Origin of the sequence: Pseudomonas sp. SK (assembly GCF_012975065.1) — a bacterium.
GTDB classification, from domain to species: domain Bacteria; phylum Pseudomonadota; class Gammaproteobacteria; order Pseudomonadales; family Pseudomonadaceae; genus Aquipseudomonas; species Aquipseudomonas anuradhapurensis.
Window position 1 is genome coordinate 2,236,866 of record NZ_CP051857.1, and the last position, 16,027, is coordinate 2,252,892.

Sequence of the window (16,027 nt, forward strand, 5' to 3'; positions counted from 1 at the left end):
GGGCTCACAGGTCCGGGTACAGGCGGCCAGGGTTGAATATGCCCTGGGGGTCGAGTTGCTGCTTGAGGGCGCGGTGGTAGCGCATCAGCGCAGGGGTTAGCGGTGGGCTGCTGGCCGTGCCGGGGGCGTAACAGGTGGCATGGCCACCCACCTTGGCAACCTGCTCGCGGATGTCCTCTGCTGCTGCGGTGGATTTCAGCCAGCGCTGGGCACCCCCCCAATCAAGCAGTTGTCGGCCGGGCAGCTCCAGCTCACCGGTGGCCAGCGGCACGGACAGGCGCCATAGCGGTGCAGGGTCGGCAAAGAACGCCAGGCGCTGTTCGCGCAGGTTGCTCCAGAAGCGGCTGTCGAGCGGTTCGCCGCCCAGGCGCTGGCGGGCTGACTGCACCGAGCCTTCACCGCCTTCCAGGCGCAGGTACAGCGCATCGCCGTCATGGCAGGCAGCGCTGATCGGCAGCGGCTGCTGGCCCCACTCGGCAAGCTCCGGCAGGGCCTCGTGGCGGCTCATTGGCAGGCGCAGGCTCAGGCACTGGCGCGGACGCGGCAGCACTTTCAGCGATACCTCGGTCAGCAGCCCCAGGCAACCGAAGCTGCCCGCCATCAGCCGTGATACGTCGTAACCGGCGACGTTCTTCATCACTTCGCCGCCAAAGCGCAGCAACTTGCCGTGGCCGGTGATTACCCGTGTTCCCAGCAGGTAATCGCGCACCGACCCGGCCCACGGCCGCCGTGGCCCCGACAGCCCGGCCGCGACCATGCCACCAAGGGTGGCCTCGGCGCCCAGGTGCGGCGGTTCGCAGGGCAGCATCTGGCCGGCTTCGTGCAGCACCGCCTCGATTTCCCGCAGCGGCGTACCGGCCCGGGCGGTGAGCACCAGCTCGGTCGGGTCGTAGCTGACGATGCCGCGGTGGCTGCGGGTGTCCAGCACCTCGCCGGCAACCGGGTTGCCGAGCATGGCCTTGCTGTTGCCGCCCTGGATACGCAGCGCCGTGGCCTGGTTCAATGCCTGGCTGACCTGCTCCAGCAGGGCCTGGCTCATATCACGGTCGATGCTCATCAGAAGCGCTCCAGCTCGGGGAAGGGCAGCTGCCCGTGGTGCACATGCATCGCGCCGAACTCGGCGCAGCGGTGCAGGGTGGGGATGTTCTTGCCCGGGTTGAGCAGGCCCTGTGGGTCGAAGGCGGCCTTGACCGCATGGAACAGGGTGATTTCCTCAGCGTTGAACTGTGCGCACATCTGGTTGATCTTCTCGCGCCCGACACCATGCTCGCCGGTGATGCTGCCGCCGACGGCCACGCACAGCTCGAGGATCTTGCCGCCGATGGCCTCGGCGCGCTCCAGTTCGCCGGGCAGGTTGGCATCGAACAGGATCAGCGGATGCATGTTGCCGTCGCCGGCATGAAAGACATTGGCTACGCGCAGGCCATACTCGTGGGACAGGTCACTGATGCCCTTGAGCACCCGTGGCAGCTCGCGGCGTGGGATGGTGCCGTCCATGCAGTAATAGTCCGGGGAGATGCGCCCCACTGCCGGGAAGGCGTTCTTGCGCCCGGCCCAGAAGCGCACGCGTTCGGCCTCGTCGCTGGCCAGCCGCACCTCGCGCGCCCCGGCCTCGGCCAGTACGCCGGCGACCCTTTCGCAGTCGTCGTGCACGTCGGCTTCGACGCCATCCAGCTCGCACAGCAGAATGGCCGCCGCGTCCACCGGGTAGCCGGCGTGGATGAAGTCCTCGGCGGCACGGATCGCCAGGTTGTCCATCATTTCCAGGCCGCCGGGGATGATCCCGGCGGCGATGATCTCGGCTACCGCCCGGCCAGCGGCCTCGACACTGTCGAAACTGGCCAGCAGCACCCGTGCCACCTGGGGCTTTGGCAACAGCTTGACGGTGACTTCGGTGACGATGCCGAGCATGCCTTCGGAACCGGTGAACAGCGCCAGCAGGTCGAAGCCGGGGCTGTCCAGGGCATCGCTGCCCAGGGTCAGGCGCTCACCTTCGACGGTCAGGATTTCGACCTTGAGCAGGTTGTGCACGGTCAGGCCGTATTTCAGGCAGTGCACGCCACCGGCGTTTTCGGCCACGTTGCCACCGATGGAACAGGCGATTTGCGAGGACGGGTCTGGCGCATAGTACAGGCCGTGCGGGGCGGCAGCCTGGGAGATGGCCAGGTTGCGCACGCCGGGCTGCACCCGGGCGAAGCGGCCCTGCGGGTTGACTTCGAGGATGCGATTGAAGCGCGCCATCACCAGCAGGATGCCCTTGGCCAGCGGCAAGGCGCCGCCCGACAGGCCGGTACCGGCGCCGCGCGCAACCACCGGCACGCCGCGCTGGTGGCAGAGCCTGAGCAATGTCTGCACCTGCTCCAGGCGCTCGGGCAGCACCACCAGCAGCGGCACCGTGCGGTAGGCCGAAAGGCCATCGCATTCGTAGGGTTTGAGGTCTTCCTCGCGGTGCAGCACTTCGAGGTCCGGCAGGGCTTCACGCAGCGCCTGCAGCAGGGCGGCCTGGTCCACGACGGGCAGTACGCCATCGACGCGTTCGTCGTACAGGATGTTCATGGGTTCACTCGGCAACGGTTTTTGTCGTTATTGGCACATCGCTCACCCTGTCCAGCCTGCGCGTCATGGCGGCCGCGGTCGAGTGGCTGGCGAACTGGTCCTACCAGTTTATGTAGCCGGTGCTGGCTATTGACGGGTTTGCTCGGCTAGATTGAGCCGGTTAGGCGAAGTGGTCCTACCAGCAGGAGGGTGCACAGTGGGTACTGAAGGCAAGGCCAAGGTCGCCGACCAGGTGGCCGAACGGGTCGAACGATTGATCGTCGAGGGCGTGCTCAAGGTCGGCCAGGCGCTGCCGTCGGAGCGGCGCCTGGTGGAAAAACTGGGCTGCTCGCGCTCGGCGCTGCGGGAGGGCCTGCGCATCCTGCGCGGGCGCGGCATCATCGACACCGAGCAGGGCCGCGGTTCGTTCGTCGCCGACCTGACCGGCCAGGCAGGCGGCACGCCGTTGATGCACCTGTTCAGCTCGCAGCCGCGCACGCTGTTCGACCTGCTGGAGGTGCGCGCACTGCTGGAGGCTGAATCGGCGCGCCTGGCTGCCTTGCGTGCCACCGATATCGACCGTTTGCTGATCCGCCGGCGCTATGAAGAGATGTTGGCCGCCCATGCCGCCCAGGAGCCACTCGATGCCCGTGAACATGCCCGCCGCGACCATGCCTTCCACCGTGCGATCAGCGAGGCCTCGCACAACCCGGTGCTGGTGCACACCTTGCAATCGCTCAGTGACCTGACCTTGAGCACCGTCTTCGCGTCGGTCAACAACCTGTATTGCCGCCCCGCGCAAAAGCGCCAGATCGATCGCCAGCATGCACGGTTGTACCACGCCGTGATGGAGCAATTGCCCGAGCAGGCGCAGCGCGCGGCGCGCGAACACATCAACGGGATACGCGACAGCTTGCGCGAAATCGAGCAGGAGGAGCAGCGCCTGGTGCGGGCGACCATGCGCATGGATGGCTGGGGGTAAAGTTTGCCTGCGCCGGCCCTTTCGAGGGGGCACCCGCTCCCACAGGGGCCGCAGCGGCCTTGTGGGAGCGGGTCAGCTGCAGGCTGGCCTGGTCAATGATTGGCTACGCTATCGTCCTGCGACAGGATGGCCCGGGCCAGTTCTTCGTCACTGGCCTGCAGGCCAGGGTGGTCCTTGCGCGCCTGTTCCAGCGCCGCCTCCACATAGGCGCCACGGATTGCACCGCCGCTGGCGACATAAGCGGAAAGCTCGTCACGCGCCGGGATGATCCGTTTGTCGTCCTTGAAGGTCGAATAGAGCGAAGCGGAAACACCGGCCGAGGTGGCGACGTCGCCCGCATCGACGTCAGCCAGGGCAGCGCCGGCAGGCAGCAGGAGCAGCAAGGCAGGGGCGAGGAGTAGGTGGCGCATGGCATGTTCTCCAGTAACGTGCAGCACAGGGAAATAAACCACTCAGTGTTTAAGAGCGCGTGAACATGGCCGGAGTTCCATGGGTGTTCCACGGCAGGGGCGTTCAGCGGCTGCACGCGTGCATTGACTGTGGCGCGCCCGGCGTGATTTGCTCGGGCTTGCCCACCACGGGCCTGCGCGATCATTCAACGGAATCTGAAGGTCCTCTCATGCCCGACTACAAACTGCATTGCTTCGCCGAATCCGGTAACGCCTACAAGGCTGCCCTGATGCTCGAACTCACCGGCCAGGCCTGGCAACCGGTGTTCGTCGACTTCTTTCATGGCCAGACCCGCGAGCAGGCCTGGCGCGAGGAAGTGAACGAACAGGGCGAGGTGCCGGTCCTGGAACACGCCGGCAAGACCCTCACCCAGTCTGCGCTGATCCTCGAGTATCTCGCTGCGCAGACCGGACAGTTCGGCCCGCGCGACGAAGACGAAAAACGCGAAATCTGGCGCTGGATGCTGTTCGACAACCACAAGTTCACCAGCTACTACGCGGCGCTGCGCTTCCTGTTTTGCCTGAAGAACACCGGCGAAACCGAGGTGACCCGGTTCCTCCGTGAGCGTGCCCTGGCGGCCTATCGCATCGTCGACGCACACCTGGCCAAGACCCCTTTCATGGTAGGTGGGCGCCTGACCATCGCCGACCTGTCGCTGGCGGGGTATGTGTACATGCCGGAGGACACCGGCATCCGGTTGGCGGATTTCACCCATATCGAGGCCTGGAAGGCTCGGATCCAGGCATTACCGCGGTGGAAACACCCGTACGAGCTGATGCCGCGCGAAGCCGCCTGAGGCGTACCGCTGCCAAGGTGACACGCCGTTTTCACGCCTAGCTGTGTGGCGCAGTATGCGCGCCTGCGCCACCGGCATATTCAGGCTTCAGATGGCCCTGTTCGTCCAGCAGATAGGCATCCATTACCTCCCGCACCACCGGGCCCGCTACCCGTCCGCCGGCTTCCCCGTTCTCGATCATCACCGCCACCACCACGCTTGGGTGGTCAGCAGGCGCAAAACCGACGAACAGGGCGTTGTCGCGGTGCCGTTCCTGGGTCTTGTCGCGGTTGTAGCGCTCGCCCTGCCTGATCGCCACCACCTGCGCGGTGCCGCTCTTGCCGGCAATCCGGTACTGCGCGCCAGCCGCTGCGGCACGGGCGATCCCGCGCGGGTCGTGCATGACCATCTGCATGCCCTGGCTGACCTGGTCCCAGGCATGCCTGTCATGCAGCACGATGTCGGGCATCGGGTGCGGGTCGAGCGGTGCAGCGCCGCCCACGGTCATCGCCAGGTGCGGGCGGTGCCACACGCCCTTGCTCGCCAGCAGGCTGGTGGCCTGGGCCAGCTGCAGCGGGGTGACCTGCATGTAGCCCTGGCCGATGCCGAGGATCAGCGTCTCGCCGGGGAACCAGGCCTGGCGCCGCGTGGCCCGCTTCCATTCGGGCGACGGCATCAGCCCGGCGGCTTCCTCGAACATGTCCAGCGATACCTTCTGGCCCAGGCCGAACTCGGCCAGGTAGTCGTGCAGGCGGTCGATGCCCAGCTTGTGTGCCAGGTCGTAGAAGTAGGTGTCGTTGGAGCGCATGATCGCGGTGTACATGTCTACCCAGCCATCGCCGCTGCGGTTCCAGTTGCGATACTTGTGGTCATAGTTGGGCAGTTCGTAGTAGCCCGGGTCGAAGACCCGGCTGCCCGGGGTGATCACGCCGCTGTCCAGGCCGGCAATGGCCACCTCCGGCTTGACCGTCGAGCCCGGTGCATACAGGCCGCGCAGCACGCGGTTGAACAGCGGCCGGTCGATCGAGTCGCGCAGCGCGGCGTACTGCTTGAAGCTGATGCCTTTGACGAACAGGTTGGGGTCGAAGCTGGGGTTGCTGACCATGGCCAGCACATCGCCGTTGGCCGGGTCGAGTACCACCACCGAGCCACGGCGGTCGCCCAGGGCTTTTTCCGCCGCCAGTTGCAGGTGCGCGTCCAGGGTCAGGACAATGTCCTGGCCGGGGGTCGGGTCCTTGTGGTTGAGCACCCGCATCACACGGCCTTGGGCGTTGGTCTCGACTTCTTCATAACCCACGTGGCCGTGCAGCTGGCTTTCGTAGAAGTGTTCGATACCGGTCTTGCCGATCGACTGGGTGCCGCGGTACTCGGTGTTGTCGAGGGCCTTGGCCTCTTTTTCGTTGATCCGCCCCACGTAGCCCACCGAATGGGCGAAATGCTCGGCCAGCGGGTACTCGCGGATGAACTGCGGCTCCACTTCCAGGCCCGGCAGGCGGAACTGGTTCACCGCCACCAGGGCGATCTGCTCTTCGCTCAGGCCGACCATCAGGGTGACTGGCTCGAACGGCTTGCGGCCCCGACGCAGGTCCTTGTCGAACTGCTTGCGCTCGTCTTCGCCCAGGCCCAGCACCTGCGCCAGGGTGTCGAGCACCTTGGCCGTGTCGCCGCCGGCCCGTTCGCGGGTCATGGTCAGGTCGAAGCTGGGCTTGTTGTCGGCCAGCACCACACCGTTGCGGTCGTAGATCAGCCCGCGCTCGGGAGCAATGGGCAGCACGTGCACGCGGTTGTTTTCCGACACGGCGCTCTGCTGTTCATGCTGCACCACCTGCAGCACATAGAGCCGGCCCACCAGCACGGCACACAGGCTGAAGACCAGGGCGGCGCAGGCCAGGAGCCGGCGGTTGACCAGGTGCTTTTCCTTTTCGTGGTCCTTGAGGGGGATGGGTTGCGGCATCGGCGGTTCTGTCTGCGGGTGGTGGGGCTGGATGACGGCGGACGCCGTGCAAGCTGACCTGTGGGCGCGAGCTCTGTGGCAGCGGGGGCGGTGATGCTACGCAAGCTACCAGGCCCTCTCAAGGCAAAAGCCTGCCGGCGCAAAAGCTCTGGCGGCTGCCACGCCCGTAATCACGCGGGCCGCCGGCAACATGAAGATTTGTTCATCACGGCGCTACCAAGCTGCAACCTCGCCCTGCAACGATGCACGCGCATTGCCCTGAACCTGCTATGCCTAAAAGGACACCCGAACCCAACAGGGCCTATCGATGCTGGTCATCGAACAATTGCACAAATCGTTCTCCACCCCACAAGGTCTGCTGCCGGTATTGCAGGGCGTAGACTTGCGCCTGGCCCGTGGCAGCAGCCTGGCGCTGATGGGCGAGTCGGGCAGTGGCAAGAGCACCTTGCTGCACCTGCTGGCCGGCCTCGACCGCGCCGACAGTGGCCGTATCCTGATCGATGGCGCCCCGCTCGATGGCCGCTCCGAGGCGGCGCTGGCGCGCTGGCGGCGGCAGGCGGTTGGCCTGGTGTTCCAGCAGTACAACCTGATCAGCAGCCTGGACGTGGCGGCCAACCTTGCCTTCCAGGCCCGGTTGGCTGCGCGGCATGACCCGCAATGGGTCGCCTACCTGGTGCAACGCCTGGGCCTGGCGAGCCTGCTGGAGCGCTACCCGGAACAGCTCTCCGGCGGCCAGCAACAGCGGGTTGCCATCGGTCGCGCGCTGGCCGGGCGCCCGGCCTGGCTGCTCGCCGACGAGCCCACCGGCAGCCTCGATGAAGCCAGCAGCGACGAGGTGCTGAGCCTGCTGTTGCAACTGGTCGCCGAGGCCGGCAGTGGTGTGCTGATGGTGACCCACAGCCCGCGCCTGGCGGCACGCTTGCAGCAACGCTGCTACTTGCAGGCCGGCCGCGTGCGGGCCGAGCAGGGCGGATGAGACTGCTGCCACTGGCCCTGTGGGCGCTGCTCAGCCATTGGCGGCGCCACCGGGTGCAATGCTTCAGTATTTTCACCGGCCTGTGGCTGGCCACGGCCCTGTGGACCGGTGTGCAGGCGCTGAACAGCCAGGCGCGCAGCGACTATGCCCGGGCCAGTGCGGTTTTGACCGCGCCGCTGCAGGCGCAATTGGTGGCGCGCAATGGCGAGCGCTTCGACCAGGCGCTGTACGTGCAGCTGCGCAGGCTGGGCTGGGCGGTTTCCCCGGTGCTGGAAGGCCGCCTGCGTTTGCCGGGCGAGCCGCCACGCAGTGTGCGGCTGATCGGCATCGAGCCATTGAGCCTGCCGCCGGCCAGCAGCGTTGCCGGGGTGCAGCTGCCGGCCTTCGACCTGCAGGGGTTCATCGGCGCGCCTGGGCAAGCCTGGGTGGGGCCAGATACATTGCGGCAGTTGAACGTGGAGCCCGGGGCGGTGGCACGCGACAGCGAAGGGCAGCTGTTGCCACCGGTGGTGCTGCAACCTGCGCTGGCCCCCGGGGTGATGGTGGTGGATATCGGCCATGCGCAGGCATTACTGCACGCGCCTGGGCAGTTGTCGCGCCTGCTGCTGGCCACTGCGCCAGGGCCGCTGCCGGCAGCATTCGCCGCTGATCTTGAATGGCAGGCGCGGCAGGATGACGCTGGCCTGCAGCGGCTGACCGACAGTTTCCACCTGAACCTCACGGCCCTCGGCCTGCTGGCATTCGTCGTCGGCCTGTTCATCGCCCATGCCGCGATCGGCCTGGCGCTGGAGCAGCGGCGCGGGCTGATACGCAACCTGCGTGCCTGTGGTCTCCAGCTGAACACTTTGTTGTGGGCGTTGGTGCTGGAACTGGGCCTGTTCGCCGTGCTGGGTGGCGTCGCCGGGGTGGCCAGTGGGTATGCCTTGGCCGCATGCTTGCTGCCCGATGTGGCCGCCAGCCTGCGCGGCCTGTATGGCGCCCAGGTGGCCGGCACGCTGAGCCTGCCGGCGTGGTGGTGGTTGGCGGGTGTGCTGGTGAGCGTGCTGGGGGCGTTGCTGGCTGGGCTGAGCAGTGTACTGCGGGCCGCCCGGCTACCCTTGCTGGCGCTGGCACAACCCCAGGCCTGGCGCCTGGCGCAAGGGCCGTGGTTGCGGCGGCAGGCTTTGCTGGCGGGCCTGCTGCTGGTGCTGGCCCTGGGCTGCGGCGTGCTGGGTAACAGCCTGCCCAGCGCGTTCGGCATGCTGGCAGCGCTGCTGCTGGCGGCGGCGCTGTGGCTGCCCGCCTTGCTCGACAGGGCGTTGGCCTGGTTGGCGCGCAGCTGCCGGCGGCCGCTGGCGCAATGGTTCGTCGCCGACAGTCGTCAGCAACTGCCCGCCTTGGCGCTGGCGCTGATGGCCCTGTTGCTGGCGCTGGCTGCCAGCGTCGGTGTCGGTAGCATGACCGAAGGTTTTCGCAAGACCTTTGTCGGCTGGCTTGACCAGCGCCTGTCGGCCGCGCTGTACATTACCCCACGGGATACCGTCCAGGGCCTGCAGATCAGCCAGTGGCTCGGGCTGCAACCGGGGGTCAGCACGGTACTGCCTGTCTGGCGCGTGGAAACGCAGTTGCAAGGTTGGCCGGTGCAGGTTCAGGGCATCCTCGACGATCCGGCCTATCGAGCACGCTGGCCATTGCTGGAACAACAGCCACGTGCCTGGGAGCAATTGGCCCGCGGGCAGGCCGTGATGCTCAGTGAACAGTTGGCCAGGCGCCTGGAACTGCACCTGGGTGACCGCTTGAGGTTGCCGGCAGACACCTCGTCGGCGCTGACTGTCGTGGGGATATATGCCGATTACGGCAACCCCAAGGGGCATGTCCTGGTCGATGCCGGCTGGTTACGCCAGCACTGGGTGCAGGCTTCCCTCACTGGCGTGAGCGTCGATATAGCTGCAGACCAGGCGCCATCGCTCATCGCCGCATTGCAGCAGCGCTTTGCCCTCGACGACAGCCGGGTGGTCGAGCAGGCTCGCCTGAAACGCTGGTCGACCGAAGTGTTCAACCGCACCTTTGCCGCCACTGCGGCACTCAACAGCCTGACCCTTGGCGTGGCCGGTGTGGCACTGTTCATCAACCTGCTGACCCTGGGCCAGACCCGCCTGGGCCAGTTGGCGCCATTGTGGGCGTTGGGGGTGCGGCGTGCGCAGCTGGCCTGGTTGAGCCTTGGGCAGACATTGCTGCTGAGCAGCCTCACCGTGCTGCTGGCGATTCCGCTGGGTATCCTGTTGGCCTGGTGCCTGGTCGCGGTGCTGAACGTGCAGGCATTCGGCTGGCGCCTGCCGCTTTACGTGTTCCCCGCACAACTGCTGCACTTGGCCCTGTTGGCCTTGCTGACCAGCCTGCTGGCCAGCGCCTGGCCCCTGTGGCAGCTGGCGCGTCGCCAGCCGCGCGAACTGTTGAGGCCGTTCACCGATGAGGCGTAGCCTGCGCGTACTGCTGTGTGGCTTGCTAAGTGGCTTGCTGGGTGGCTGCGAGCAGCCAACGGAGCAGAGCTATGCCGGGCTCGGCCAGCAGGCGGCGGCGTTCAGCCAGGTGACTCGTGGCCAGCACCTGGCCTTTCCACGCGACCATGGGGCGCATGATGGCTTTCGCATCGAATGGTGGTACGTCACCGCCAACCTGCAGGATGCCCGCCAGCGGGACTGGGGCGTGCAGTGGACACTGTTCCGCTCGGCCCTGCGCCCCGGCCCGGAAACTGCCGGCTGGAACAGCCCGAACCTGTGGCTGGGGCACGCGGCGTTGACCGGCCCGGGCGGCCACCAGTCGGCTGAGACCCTGGCGCGCGGCGGCATCGGCCAGGCCGGCGTTCAGGCCCAGCCGTTCCGGGCGTGGATCAATGACTGGTCGCTGCAGGGCAGCGCTGGCATCGACAACCTGCAGATGCTGGCCGCTACCGAAGGCTTCCGCTATGACCTGCAACTGCACAGCGACGGGCCTTTGGTGTTGCACGGCGAGCAGGGCTACAGCGAGAAGTCCGGCAAGGGGCAGGCTTCGTATTATTACAGCCAGCCGTTCTACCACGTGCGTGGGTACGTACAGCGTGGTGGTCAGTGTATTGCTGTCACAGGCCGGGCCTGGCTGGACCGGGAGTGGAGCAGCCAGCCATTGGCCCCCGGGCAGACCGGCTGGGACTGGTTTTCGCTGCACCTGGACAACGGCGCCAAGCTGATGCTGTTCCAGGTGCGCCAGGCCCAGGGCGAGGCGTATCGCGCCGGGACCTGGGTTGGCGCGCAGGGTGAGGTGGTGGCGCTGGCGGGGGCGCAGGTCCAGTTGCAGGCGCAGGCCTGGACGCGGCAGAAAAATGGCAAGCGGGTACCTACGCGCTGGCGGGTGCGGGTGCCGGGGCAGGGCGTGGATGTGCAGGCCGAGGCGCTGGAGCCGCAGGCGTGGATGGACACCCGCTTCCCGTACTGGGAAGGGCCGGTGCGGTTGACCGGGAGTGCGGGTGGGCGCGGTTATCTTGAAATGACCGGGTACTAGGTTCTGTACGAAAAAAAATGTCGCAACACCGCATGGAACAGGCCAGTGAAACCATGGCGGCATAGTTGTCCGCGAGCTTGTTGAAGCGTGTCACGATGCGGCGCTTCTCTTCTAGCCAGCCAAACCGCCATGGTCTCACTGGCCTGTTCCATGCGGTGTTGCGACATTTTGTTTCGTATAGAGCCTAGCCGGTGTTGGCTGGGCGCGACACAGCTGGCCATATCCTCAATGGCTGTGGCACCCTCGCTGACGGCGTGCCGAGCACCAATACCCTTGGGTCTTTCCGGCCGCATACATCACCAAAAAAAAAGAATAGAGAAATCACCATGCCATTTCGCCGTACCCTCCTGGCTGCCTCCCTCGCTCTGCTGATCACTGGCCAAACCCCGCTGTACGCCGCACCGCCGCTGTCGATGGACAACGGCACCACCGCCCTGGCTGTGCAGAACAGCAACGCCTGGGTCGAAATCAGTGCCAGCGCGCTGCAGCACAACATTCGTACCTTGCAGGCCGAGCTGGGTGGCAAGTCCAAGCTGTGCGCCGTGCTCAAGGCCGACGCCTATGGCCACGGCATCGGCCTGGTGATGCCCTCGATCATTGCCCAGGGCGTGCCCTGCGTGGCGGTGGCCAGCAACGAGGAAGCCCGTGTGGTCCGTGCCAGTGGCTTCACCGGGCAGCTGGTGCGGGTGCGCCTGGCCAGCCTCGGTGAAGTGGAAGACGCCCTGCAGTACGACATGGAAGAACTGGTCGGCAGCGCCGAGTTCGCCCGCCAGCTCGATGCCCTGGCCGAGCGTCACGGCAAGACCTTGCGCATCCACCTGGCGCTCAATTCCAGCGGCATGAGCCGCAACGGGGTAGAAATGACCACCTGGTCCGGCCGTGGCGAAGCACTGCAGATCACCGACCAGAAGCACCTCAGGCTGGTCGCGCTGATGACCCACTTCGCCGTGGAAGACAAGGACGATGTGCGCAAAGGCCTGGCCGCCTTCAACGAGCAGACCGACTGGCTGATCAAGCATGCCAAGCTGGATCGCAGCAAGCTCACCCTGCACGCGGCCAACTCCTTCGCCACGCTGGAAGTGCCGGAAGCGCGCCTGGACATGGTGCGCACCGGTGGCGCGCTGTTCGGCGATACCGTGCCGACGCACACCGAGTACCAGCGGGTCATGCAGTTCAAGTCGCACGTGGCAGCGGTGCACAGCTACCCGGCTGGCAACACTGTAGGCTACGACCGCACCTTCACCCTGACCCGTGATTCGCGCCTGGCCAACATCACCGTCGGCTACTCCGATGGCTATCGCCGGGTGTTCACCAACAAGGGCCATGTGCTGATCAACGGCCACCGTGTGCCGGTGGTGGGCAAGGTGTCGATGAACACGTTGATGGTCGATGTCACCGACTTCCCCGATGTGAAGGGTGGCAACGAAGTGGTGTTGTTCGGCAAGCAGGCCGGGGGCGAAATCACTCAGGCCGAGATCGAGGAAATCAACGGCGCGCTGCTGGCCGACCTGTACACCGTATGGGGCAACTCCAACCCGAAGATTCTGGTCGACTGACAGAGCCGTTCCAGCAAGCCCTGGCGCTGCCGGCCCAGGGCTCGGGCGCTAGGTGCCTGAGCGGCCTTTGCTCAGATAAGCGGCGAATTCCGCCTCCGGCACCATGCTGCCGCCGGTCCCCCACACCAGGTGCGTAGCCCTGGCCATACGCTCGCTCGACAAGCCCATGCGTGCCAGGTATTCGGGCGAGTCGAGCACCTTCAGCAGCCCCGGCATGCCGGCCAGCGCCGAAGGTTCCAGCCGTGCCTGTTCCAGGTCATGAGCCAGTACCAACAACCGGTACAGGGTTTCGTCGCTGACCGTGTAATAGCCGTCGAGCAGGCGCTGCATGGCCTTGCCAACGAAGCCGGAAGGACGGCCTACCGCCAGGCCGTCGGCGGCGGTGACGTTGTCGATACCGAAATCCTGCACGCTGGTGGCGTCATGCAGCCCGCTGTAAACCCCCAGGAACATGCACGGCGAGTGGGTGGGTTCGGCGAACAGGCAGTGCACATGGTCGCCCCAGATCAGCTTCAGGCCAAACGCCACGCCACCCGGCCCACCGCCAACGCCGCAGGGCAGGTAGACGAACAACGGGTGCTCGGCATCCACCTGGATGCCGGCCGTGTCGAACTGCCTGGCAAGCCGCTCGGCGGCCACGGCGTAGCCGAGGAACAGGTGCGGTGAATTCTCGTCGTCGACGAAGTAGCAGGTTGGGTCCGCCGCCGCCTGCTGGCGCCCTTGCGCCACCGCCACGCTGTAGTCGCTGGCATACTCGACCACGTTCACGCCATGGCTGCGCAGTTTGTCCTTCTTCCACTGCCGGGCATCGGCCGACATGTGGACAGTGGCCTGGAAACCCAGCCTGGCACTGATGATGCCGATCGACAGGCCGAGGTTACCGGTCGAACCGACCGCAACCTTGTGCTGGCTGAAAAACTGCCGTGCCGGGGCGCTGGCCAGTACCCGGTAGTCGCTGTCGAGGTTGATCAGGCCGGCCGCCAGGGCCAGGTCCTCGGCGTGCTTGAGCACTTCATGGATACCCCCGCGGGCCTTGATCGAGCCGGAGATCGGCAGTTCGCTGTCGGCCTTGAGCCACAGGGAGCCGCTGGCGGGCAGGCCGGCCGCCTGCAGCAAGGTGGCGTGCAACTTGGGCAATCGGCGCAATGGCGATTCGATGATGCCGCCAGAGGCGCTGGTATCCGCGAACGCGCTGGCCAGGTACGGGGCAAAGCGGGCCAGCCGGGCGCTGGCCGCACGCACATCGGCGGCGCTCAGGCCGACATCGGCCAGGGCCTCTGCGGCGGGGGCGATGTGCGGGTTGAACCAGCGGGTTTCGCGCAGGGCGACCAGGTCCTCGATCAGGGGGTGGGAGTTGCACCATGCTTGCAGCGTCTTGCCGTGAATCATCGTGGAGTTCCTGAACAATGGGAGCGGAGCCGGCTGGGCGAAGTAATCAGATTTACCCCTCGCGAGCAAGCTGATCAGTCGCACTCATAGGCGCGTGCTCCGGCAATATGGCGCCCGGCCACATAGCCGAAGGTCAGCGCCGGGCCCAGGTTGATGCCACCGGACGGGTACCAGCCACCAAACACACTGGCCATGTCGGTACCCGCCGCGTACAGCCCGGCGATTGGCTGCCCGGCCGCATCCAGCACGCGGGCATTGCCGTCGGTGCGCAGCCCGGCGAAGGTGCCAAAGCAGCCGGGTTGTACCTTCACGGCATAGAACGGCGCATGCTCGATCGGTGCCACGCAGGGGTTGGGCCCTTCATGCTGCGGGTCGCCCTGCTTGCGGTTGAATGCTGTGGAACCACGGCCGAAGGCGGGGTCCTGGCCGTTACGCGCGTGGCTGTTGAACTCGCTGACCGTGGCGCACAACCCGACCGGGTCGATGCCGCAGGCCTCGGCCAACGCGTCGAGCGTGGCGCCGCGCCTGAGGTAGCCGCTGCGCACGTGCGGCCATACCGGCAACGGCGCCGGGCGGGCGTAGCCCAGGCCATAGCGGCGCAGGAAGCGGTGGTCGCAGATCAGCCACGAACACACCTCGTCCTGCGCCGGTACGGCCGCAACCATGGCCGCCACGTAATCGTAATAGCCATGCGCTTCGTTGACGAACCGCTTGCCGTTGGCCAGCACGCCGATGATGCCCGGCTTGCCACGCTCGATGATGTGCGGGAAGTGGCCGACGCTACCGTCGCGGTGCGCTACTTGCGAAACCGGCGCCCAGGCCACTGGCGACTTCAGGTCGGTCGCAACCACGCCGCCGGCCGACTCGCCCAGGCGCAGGCCGTCGCCCGAGCAACCCTTGGGCGGCAGGGCCAGGTTGTCGTGGCCGCTGGCATCGCGCGGGAACAGTTGCTGGCGCCGCGCCGTATCGTTGGGGAAGCCGCCTGCCGCCAGCACCACGGCTTTGGCACGCACCGATCGTTCACCCTGCGGTGTGGCGATCACTGCCCCGCATACTCGGTCATTCTCGACCAGCAGGCGCCTGGCCGGTGCCGACGCGTGTAGTTGCACACCCAGGTCCTGTGCCGACTTCGCCAGGCGCGCCACCAAGGCCACGCCGTTGACCAGGTGCATCGCCCGGCCATACCGGGCCAGGTGGTACAGGTGGCGGCCAAAACGCTTGCATACGTGCAACAAGGCCTTGGGCGAGCGGGTCAGATTGAGGAACGCGGCCAGGTCGGCACCGGCCATGATCGGCATGCCCATGAACGAGGTTTCGCGCAGGGTCTTGCGCAGGCGCGGCAGCAGTGCGCCCACTTCGCGAGCGTCATAGGGCGCGGCAATCACCTGGTGCCCACCCTCGGCCGCACCTGGCGTGTCGCCGTGCATGTCCGGTATGCCGTTGCCGTCGGCAAACTGCAACGCCGTGTGCCGTTCAAAGAACGCCACCATGTGCGGGCAGGCCTCGAGAAAAGCGTCTATCAGCTCGGCGCTGTAATACGCCCCCAGTTCGTGACGCAGGTAGGTACGCGGTTGCTCGATGCTTTCCTCGATGCCGGCCCGGCGTGCCAGCGGGTTGCGCGGCACCCAGGCCCAGCCACCGGACCAGGCGGTGGCACCGCCGAACACCGGTTCCTTTTCCACCACGAGCACCTTCTGCCCATGCCAGGCAGCCGTCACCGCAGCAGCCAGTCCGGCGGCGCCGGAGCCAATGACCAGTACATCGCATTCGGTTTCTATGAGAGCGGAAGGCATTGCAAGCGTCCTGTGTTTTTATTGGAACTAGGTTCCACATTCTTCTTGCGCAACCTGCCGACCGGCAAGGGCATGATGGCCTTCTCGGGCAACTAATGGGC

General features: G+C 66.5%; 12 protein-coding genes and 1 pseudogene. 6 read left to right on the top strand and 7 right to left on the bottom strand.

What is annotated here, in order from left to right; all coding sequences use genetic code 11:
* Positions 1 to 4: 4 nt before the first annotated feature.
* Together glcE and glcD are read right to left on the bottom strand one after the other, a co-directional pair.
* Positions 5 to 1,057, bottom strand: coding sequence for a glycolate oxidase subunit GlcE (glcE, locus tag HG549_RS10320; RefSeq protein WP_170029394.1), 1,053 nt, complete (start codon positions 1,055 to 1,057; stop codon positions 5 to 7).
* Positions 1,057 to 2,556: a glycolate oxidase subunit GlcD gene (gene glcD, locus HG549_RS10325; protein WP_170029395.1), complete on the bottom strand. Its 1,500-nt coding sequence runs from the start codon at positions 2,554 to 2,556 to the stop codon at positions 1,057 to 1,059. Before glcD ends, glcE begins: the two co-directional genes overlap by 1 nt.
* A gap of 196 nt (positions 2,557 to 2,752) precedes the next feature.
* On the opposite strand from glcD, the gene glcC reads away from it, so the two are divergent.
* Positions 2,753 to 3,517 carry a transcriptional regulator GlcC gene (gene glcC, locus HG549_RS10330; RefSeq protein ID WP_170029396.1) on the top strand — a complete coding sequence of 255 codons (765 nt, stop codon included), beginning with the start codon at positions 2,753 to 2,755 and terminating at the stop codon, positions 3,515 to 3,517.
* A 92-nt stretch (positions 3,518 to 3,609) separates the two neighbouring features.
* Here glcC and HG549_RS10335 read toward each other — a convergent pair whose 3' ends face one another.
* On the bottom strand, positions 3,610 to 3,927 hold the full coding sequence (locus HG549_RS10335; RefSeq protein WP_170029397.1) for a DUF2388 domain-containing protein: 318 nt from the start codon (positions 3,925 to 3,927) through the stop codon (positions 3,610 to 3,612).
* A 209-nt stretch (positions 3,928 to 4,136) separates the two neighbouring features.
* Between HG549_RS10335 and HG549_RS10340 the strand changes: the two genes are divergently transcribed.
* Complete coding sequence (locus tag HG549_RS10340) at positions 4,137 to 4,763, top strand: glutathione S-transferase family protein (protein ID WP_170029398.1); 627 nt, start codon at positions 4,137 to 4,139, stop codon at positions 4,761 to 4,763.
* 37 nt (positions 4,764 to 4,800) lie between these two features.
* Here the strand turns inward: HG549_RS10340 and mrdA are convergent, their stop codons facing one another.
* Positions 4,801 to 6,696, bottom strand: a complete 1,896-nt coding sequence (mrdA, locus tag HG549_RS10345) for a penicillin-binding protein 2 (protein WP_170029399.1) — start codon at positions 6,694 to 6,696, stop codon at positions 4,801 to 4,803.
* Between the two features lie 307 nt (positions 6,697 to 7,003).
* Here mrdA and HG549_RS10350 point away from each other — a divergent pair, with 307 nt between their 5' ends.
* From HG549_RS10350 to HG549_RS10360, 3 genes are read left to right on the top strand one after another with little or no spacing between them, the layout of a single operon-like run.
* Positions 7,004 to 7,672, top strand: coding sequence for an ABC transporter ATP-binding protein (locus HG549_RS10350; RefSeq protein WP_170029400.1), 669 nt, complete (start codon positions 7,004 to 7,006; stop codon positions 7,670 to 7,672).
* Entirely contained in the window at positions 7,669 to 10,131 is a 2,463-nt protein-coding gene (locus tag HG549_RS10355; RefSeq protein ID WP_170029401.1) for an FtsX-like permease family protein, read from the top strand. The genes HG549_RS10350 and HG549_RS10355 overlap by 4 nt, the downstream gene beginning before the upstream one ends.
* Complete coding sequence (locus HG549_RS10360) at positions 10,121 to 11,188, top strand: lipocalin-like domain-containing protein (RefSeq protein WP_170029402.1); 1,068 nt, start codon at positions 10,121 to 10,123, stop codon at positions 11,186 to 11,188. The genes HG549_RS10355 and HG549_RS10360 overlap by 11 nt, the downstream gene beginning before the upstream one ends.
* Here the strand turns inward: HG549_RS10360 and HG549_RS25945 are convergent.
* Positions 11,185 to 11,312: pseudogene (locus tag HG549_RS25945) on the bottom strand (IS5/IS1182 family transposase); the annotation flags it as partial. The gene HG549_RS10360 and the pseudogene HG549_RS25945 sit on opposite strands and share 4 nt — an antisense overlap.
* Positions 11,313 to 11,514: 202 nt before the next feature.
* Between HG549_RS25945 and alr the strand changes: the two are divergent.
* Positions 11,515 to 12,744, top strand: coding sequence for an alanine racemase (gene alr / locus HG549_RS10365; protein ID WP_170029403.1), 1,230 nt, complete (start codon positions 11,515 to 11,517; stop codon positions 12,742 to 12,744).
* A gap of 48 nt (positions 12,745 to 12,792) precedes the next feature.
* Here alr and HG549_RS10370 read toward each other — a convergent pair whose 3' ends face one another.
* Positions 12,793 to 14,133 carry a D-serine ammonia-lyase gene (locus HG549_RS10370; protein WP_170029404.1) on the bottom strand — a complete coding sequence of 447 codons (1,341 nt, stop codon included), beginning with the start codon at positions 14,131 to 14,133 and terminating at the stop codon, positions 12,793 to 12,795.
* Positions 14,134 to 14,207: 74 nt separating this feature from the next.
* On the bottom strand, positions 14,208 to 15,926 hold the full coding sequence (locus HG549_RS10375; protein WP_170029405.1) for an FAD-dependent oxidoreductase: 1,719 nt from the start codon (positions 15,924 to 15,926) through the stop codon (positions 14,208 to 14,210).
* Between the last annotated feature and the right edge of the window lie 101 nt (positions 15,927 to 16,027).

Coding starts and splice junctions, on each gene's coding strand:
- glcE (WP_170029394.1), bottom strand. CDS start 1,057: ATGAGCATCGACCGTGATATGAGCCAGGCCCTGCTGGAGCAGGTCAGC.
- glcD (WP_170029395.1), bottom strand. CDS start 2,556: ATGAACATCCTGTACGACGAACGCGTCGATGGCGTACTGCCCGTCGTG.
- HG549_RS10335 (WP_170029397.1), bottom strand. CDS start 3,927: ATGCGCCACCTACTCCTCGCCCCTGCCTTGCTGCTCCTGCTGCCTGCC.
- HG549_RS10340 (WP_170029398.1), top strand. CDS start 4,137: ATGCCCGACTACAAACTGCATTGCTTCGCCGAATCCGGTAACGCCTAC.
- mrdA (WP_170029399.1), bottom strand. CDS start 6,696: ATGCCGCAACCCATCCCCCTCAAGGACCACGAAAAGGAAAAGCACCTG.
- HG549_RS10350 (WP_170029400.1), top strand. CDS start 7,004: ATGCTGGTCATCGAACAATTGCACAAATCGTTCTCCACCCCACAAGGT.
- HG549_RS10355 (WP_170029401.1), top strand. CDS start 7,669: ATGAGACTGCTGCCACTGGCCCTGTGGGCGCTGCTCAGCCATTGGCGG.
- HG549_RS10360 (WP_170029402.1), top strand. CDS start 10,121: ATGAGGCGTAGCCTGCGCGTACTGCTGTGTGGCTTGCTAAGTGGCTTG.
- alr (WP_170029403.1), top strand. CDS start 11,515: ATGCCATTTCGCCGTACCCTCCTGGCTGCCTCCCTCGCTCTGCTGATC.
- HG549_RS10370 (WP_170029404.1), bottom strand. CDS start 14,133: ATGATTCACGGCAAGACGCTGCAAGCATGGTGCAACTCCCACCCCCTG.
- HG549_RS10375 (WP_170029405.1), bottom strand. CDS start 15,926: ATGCCTTCCGCTCTCATAGAAACCGAATGCGATGTACTGGTCATTGGC.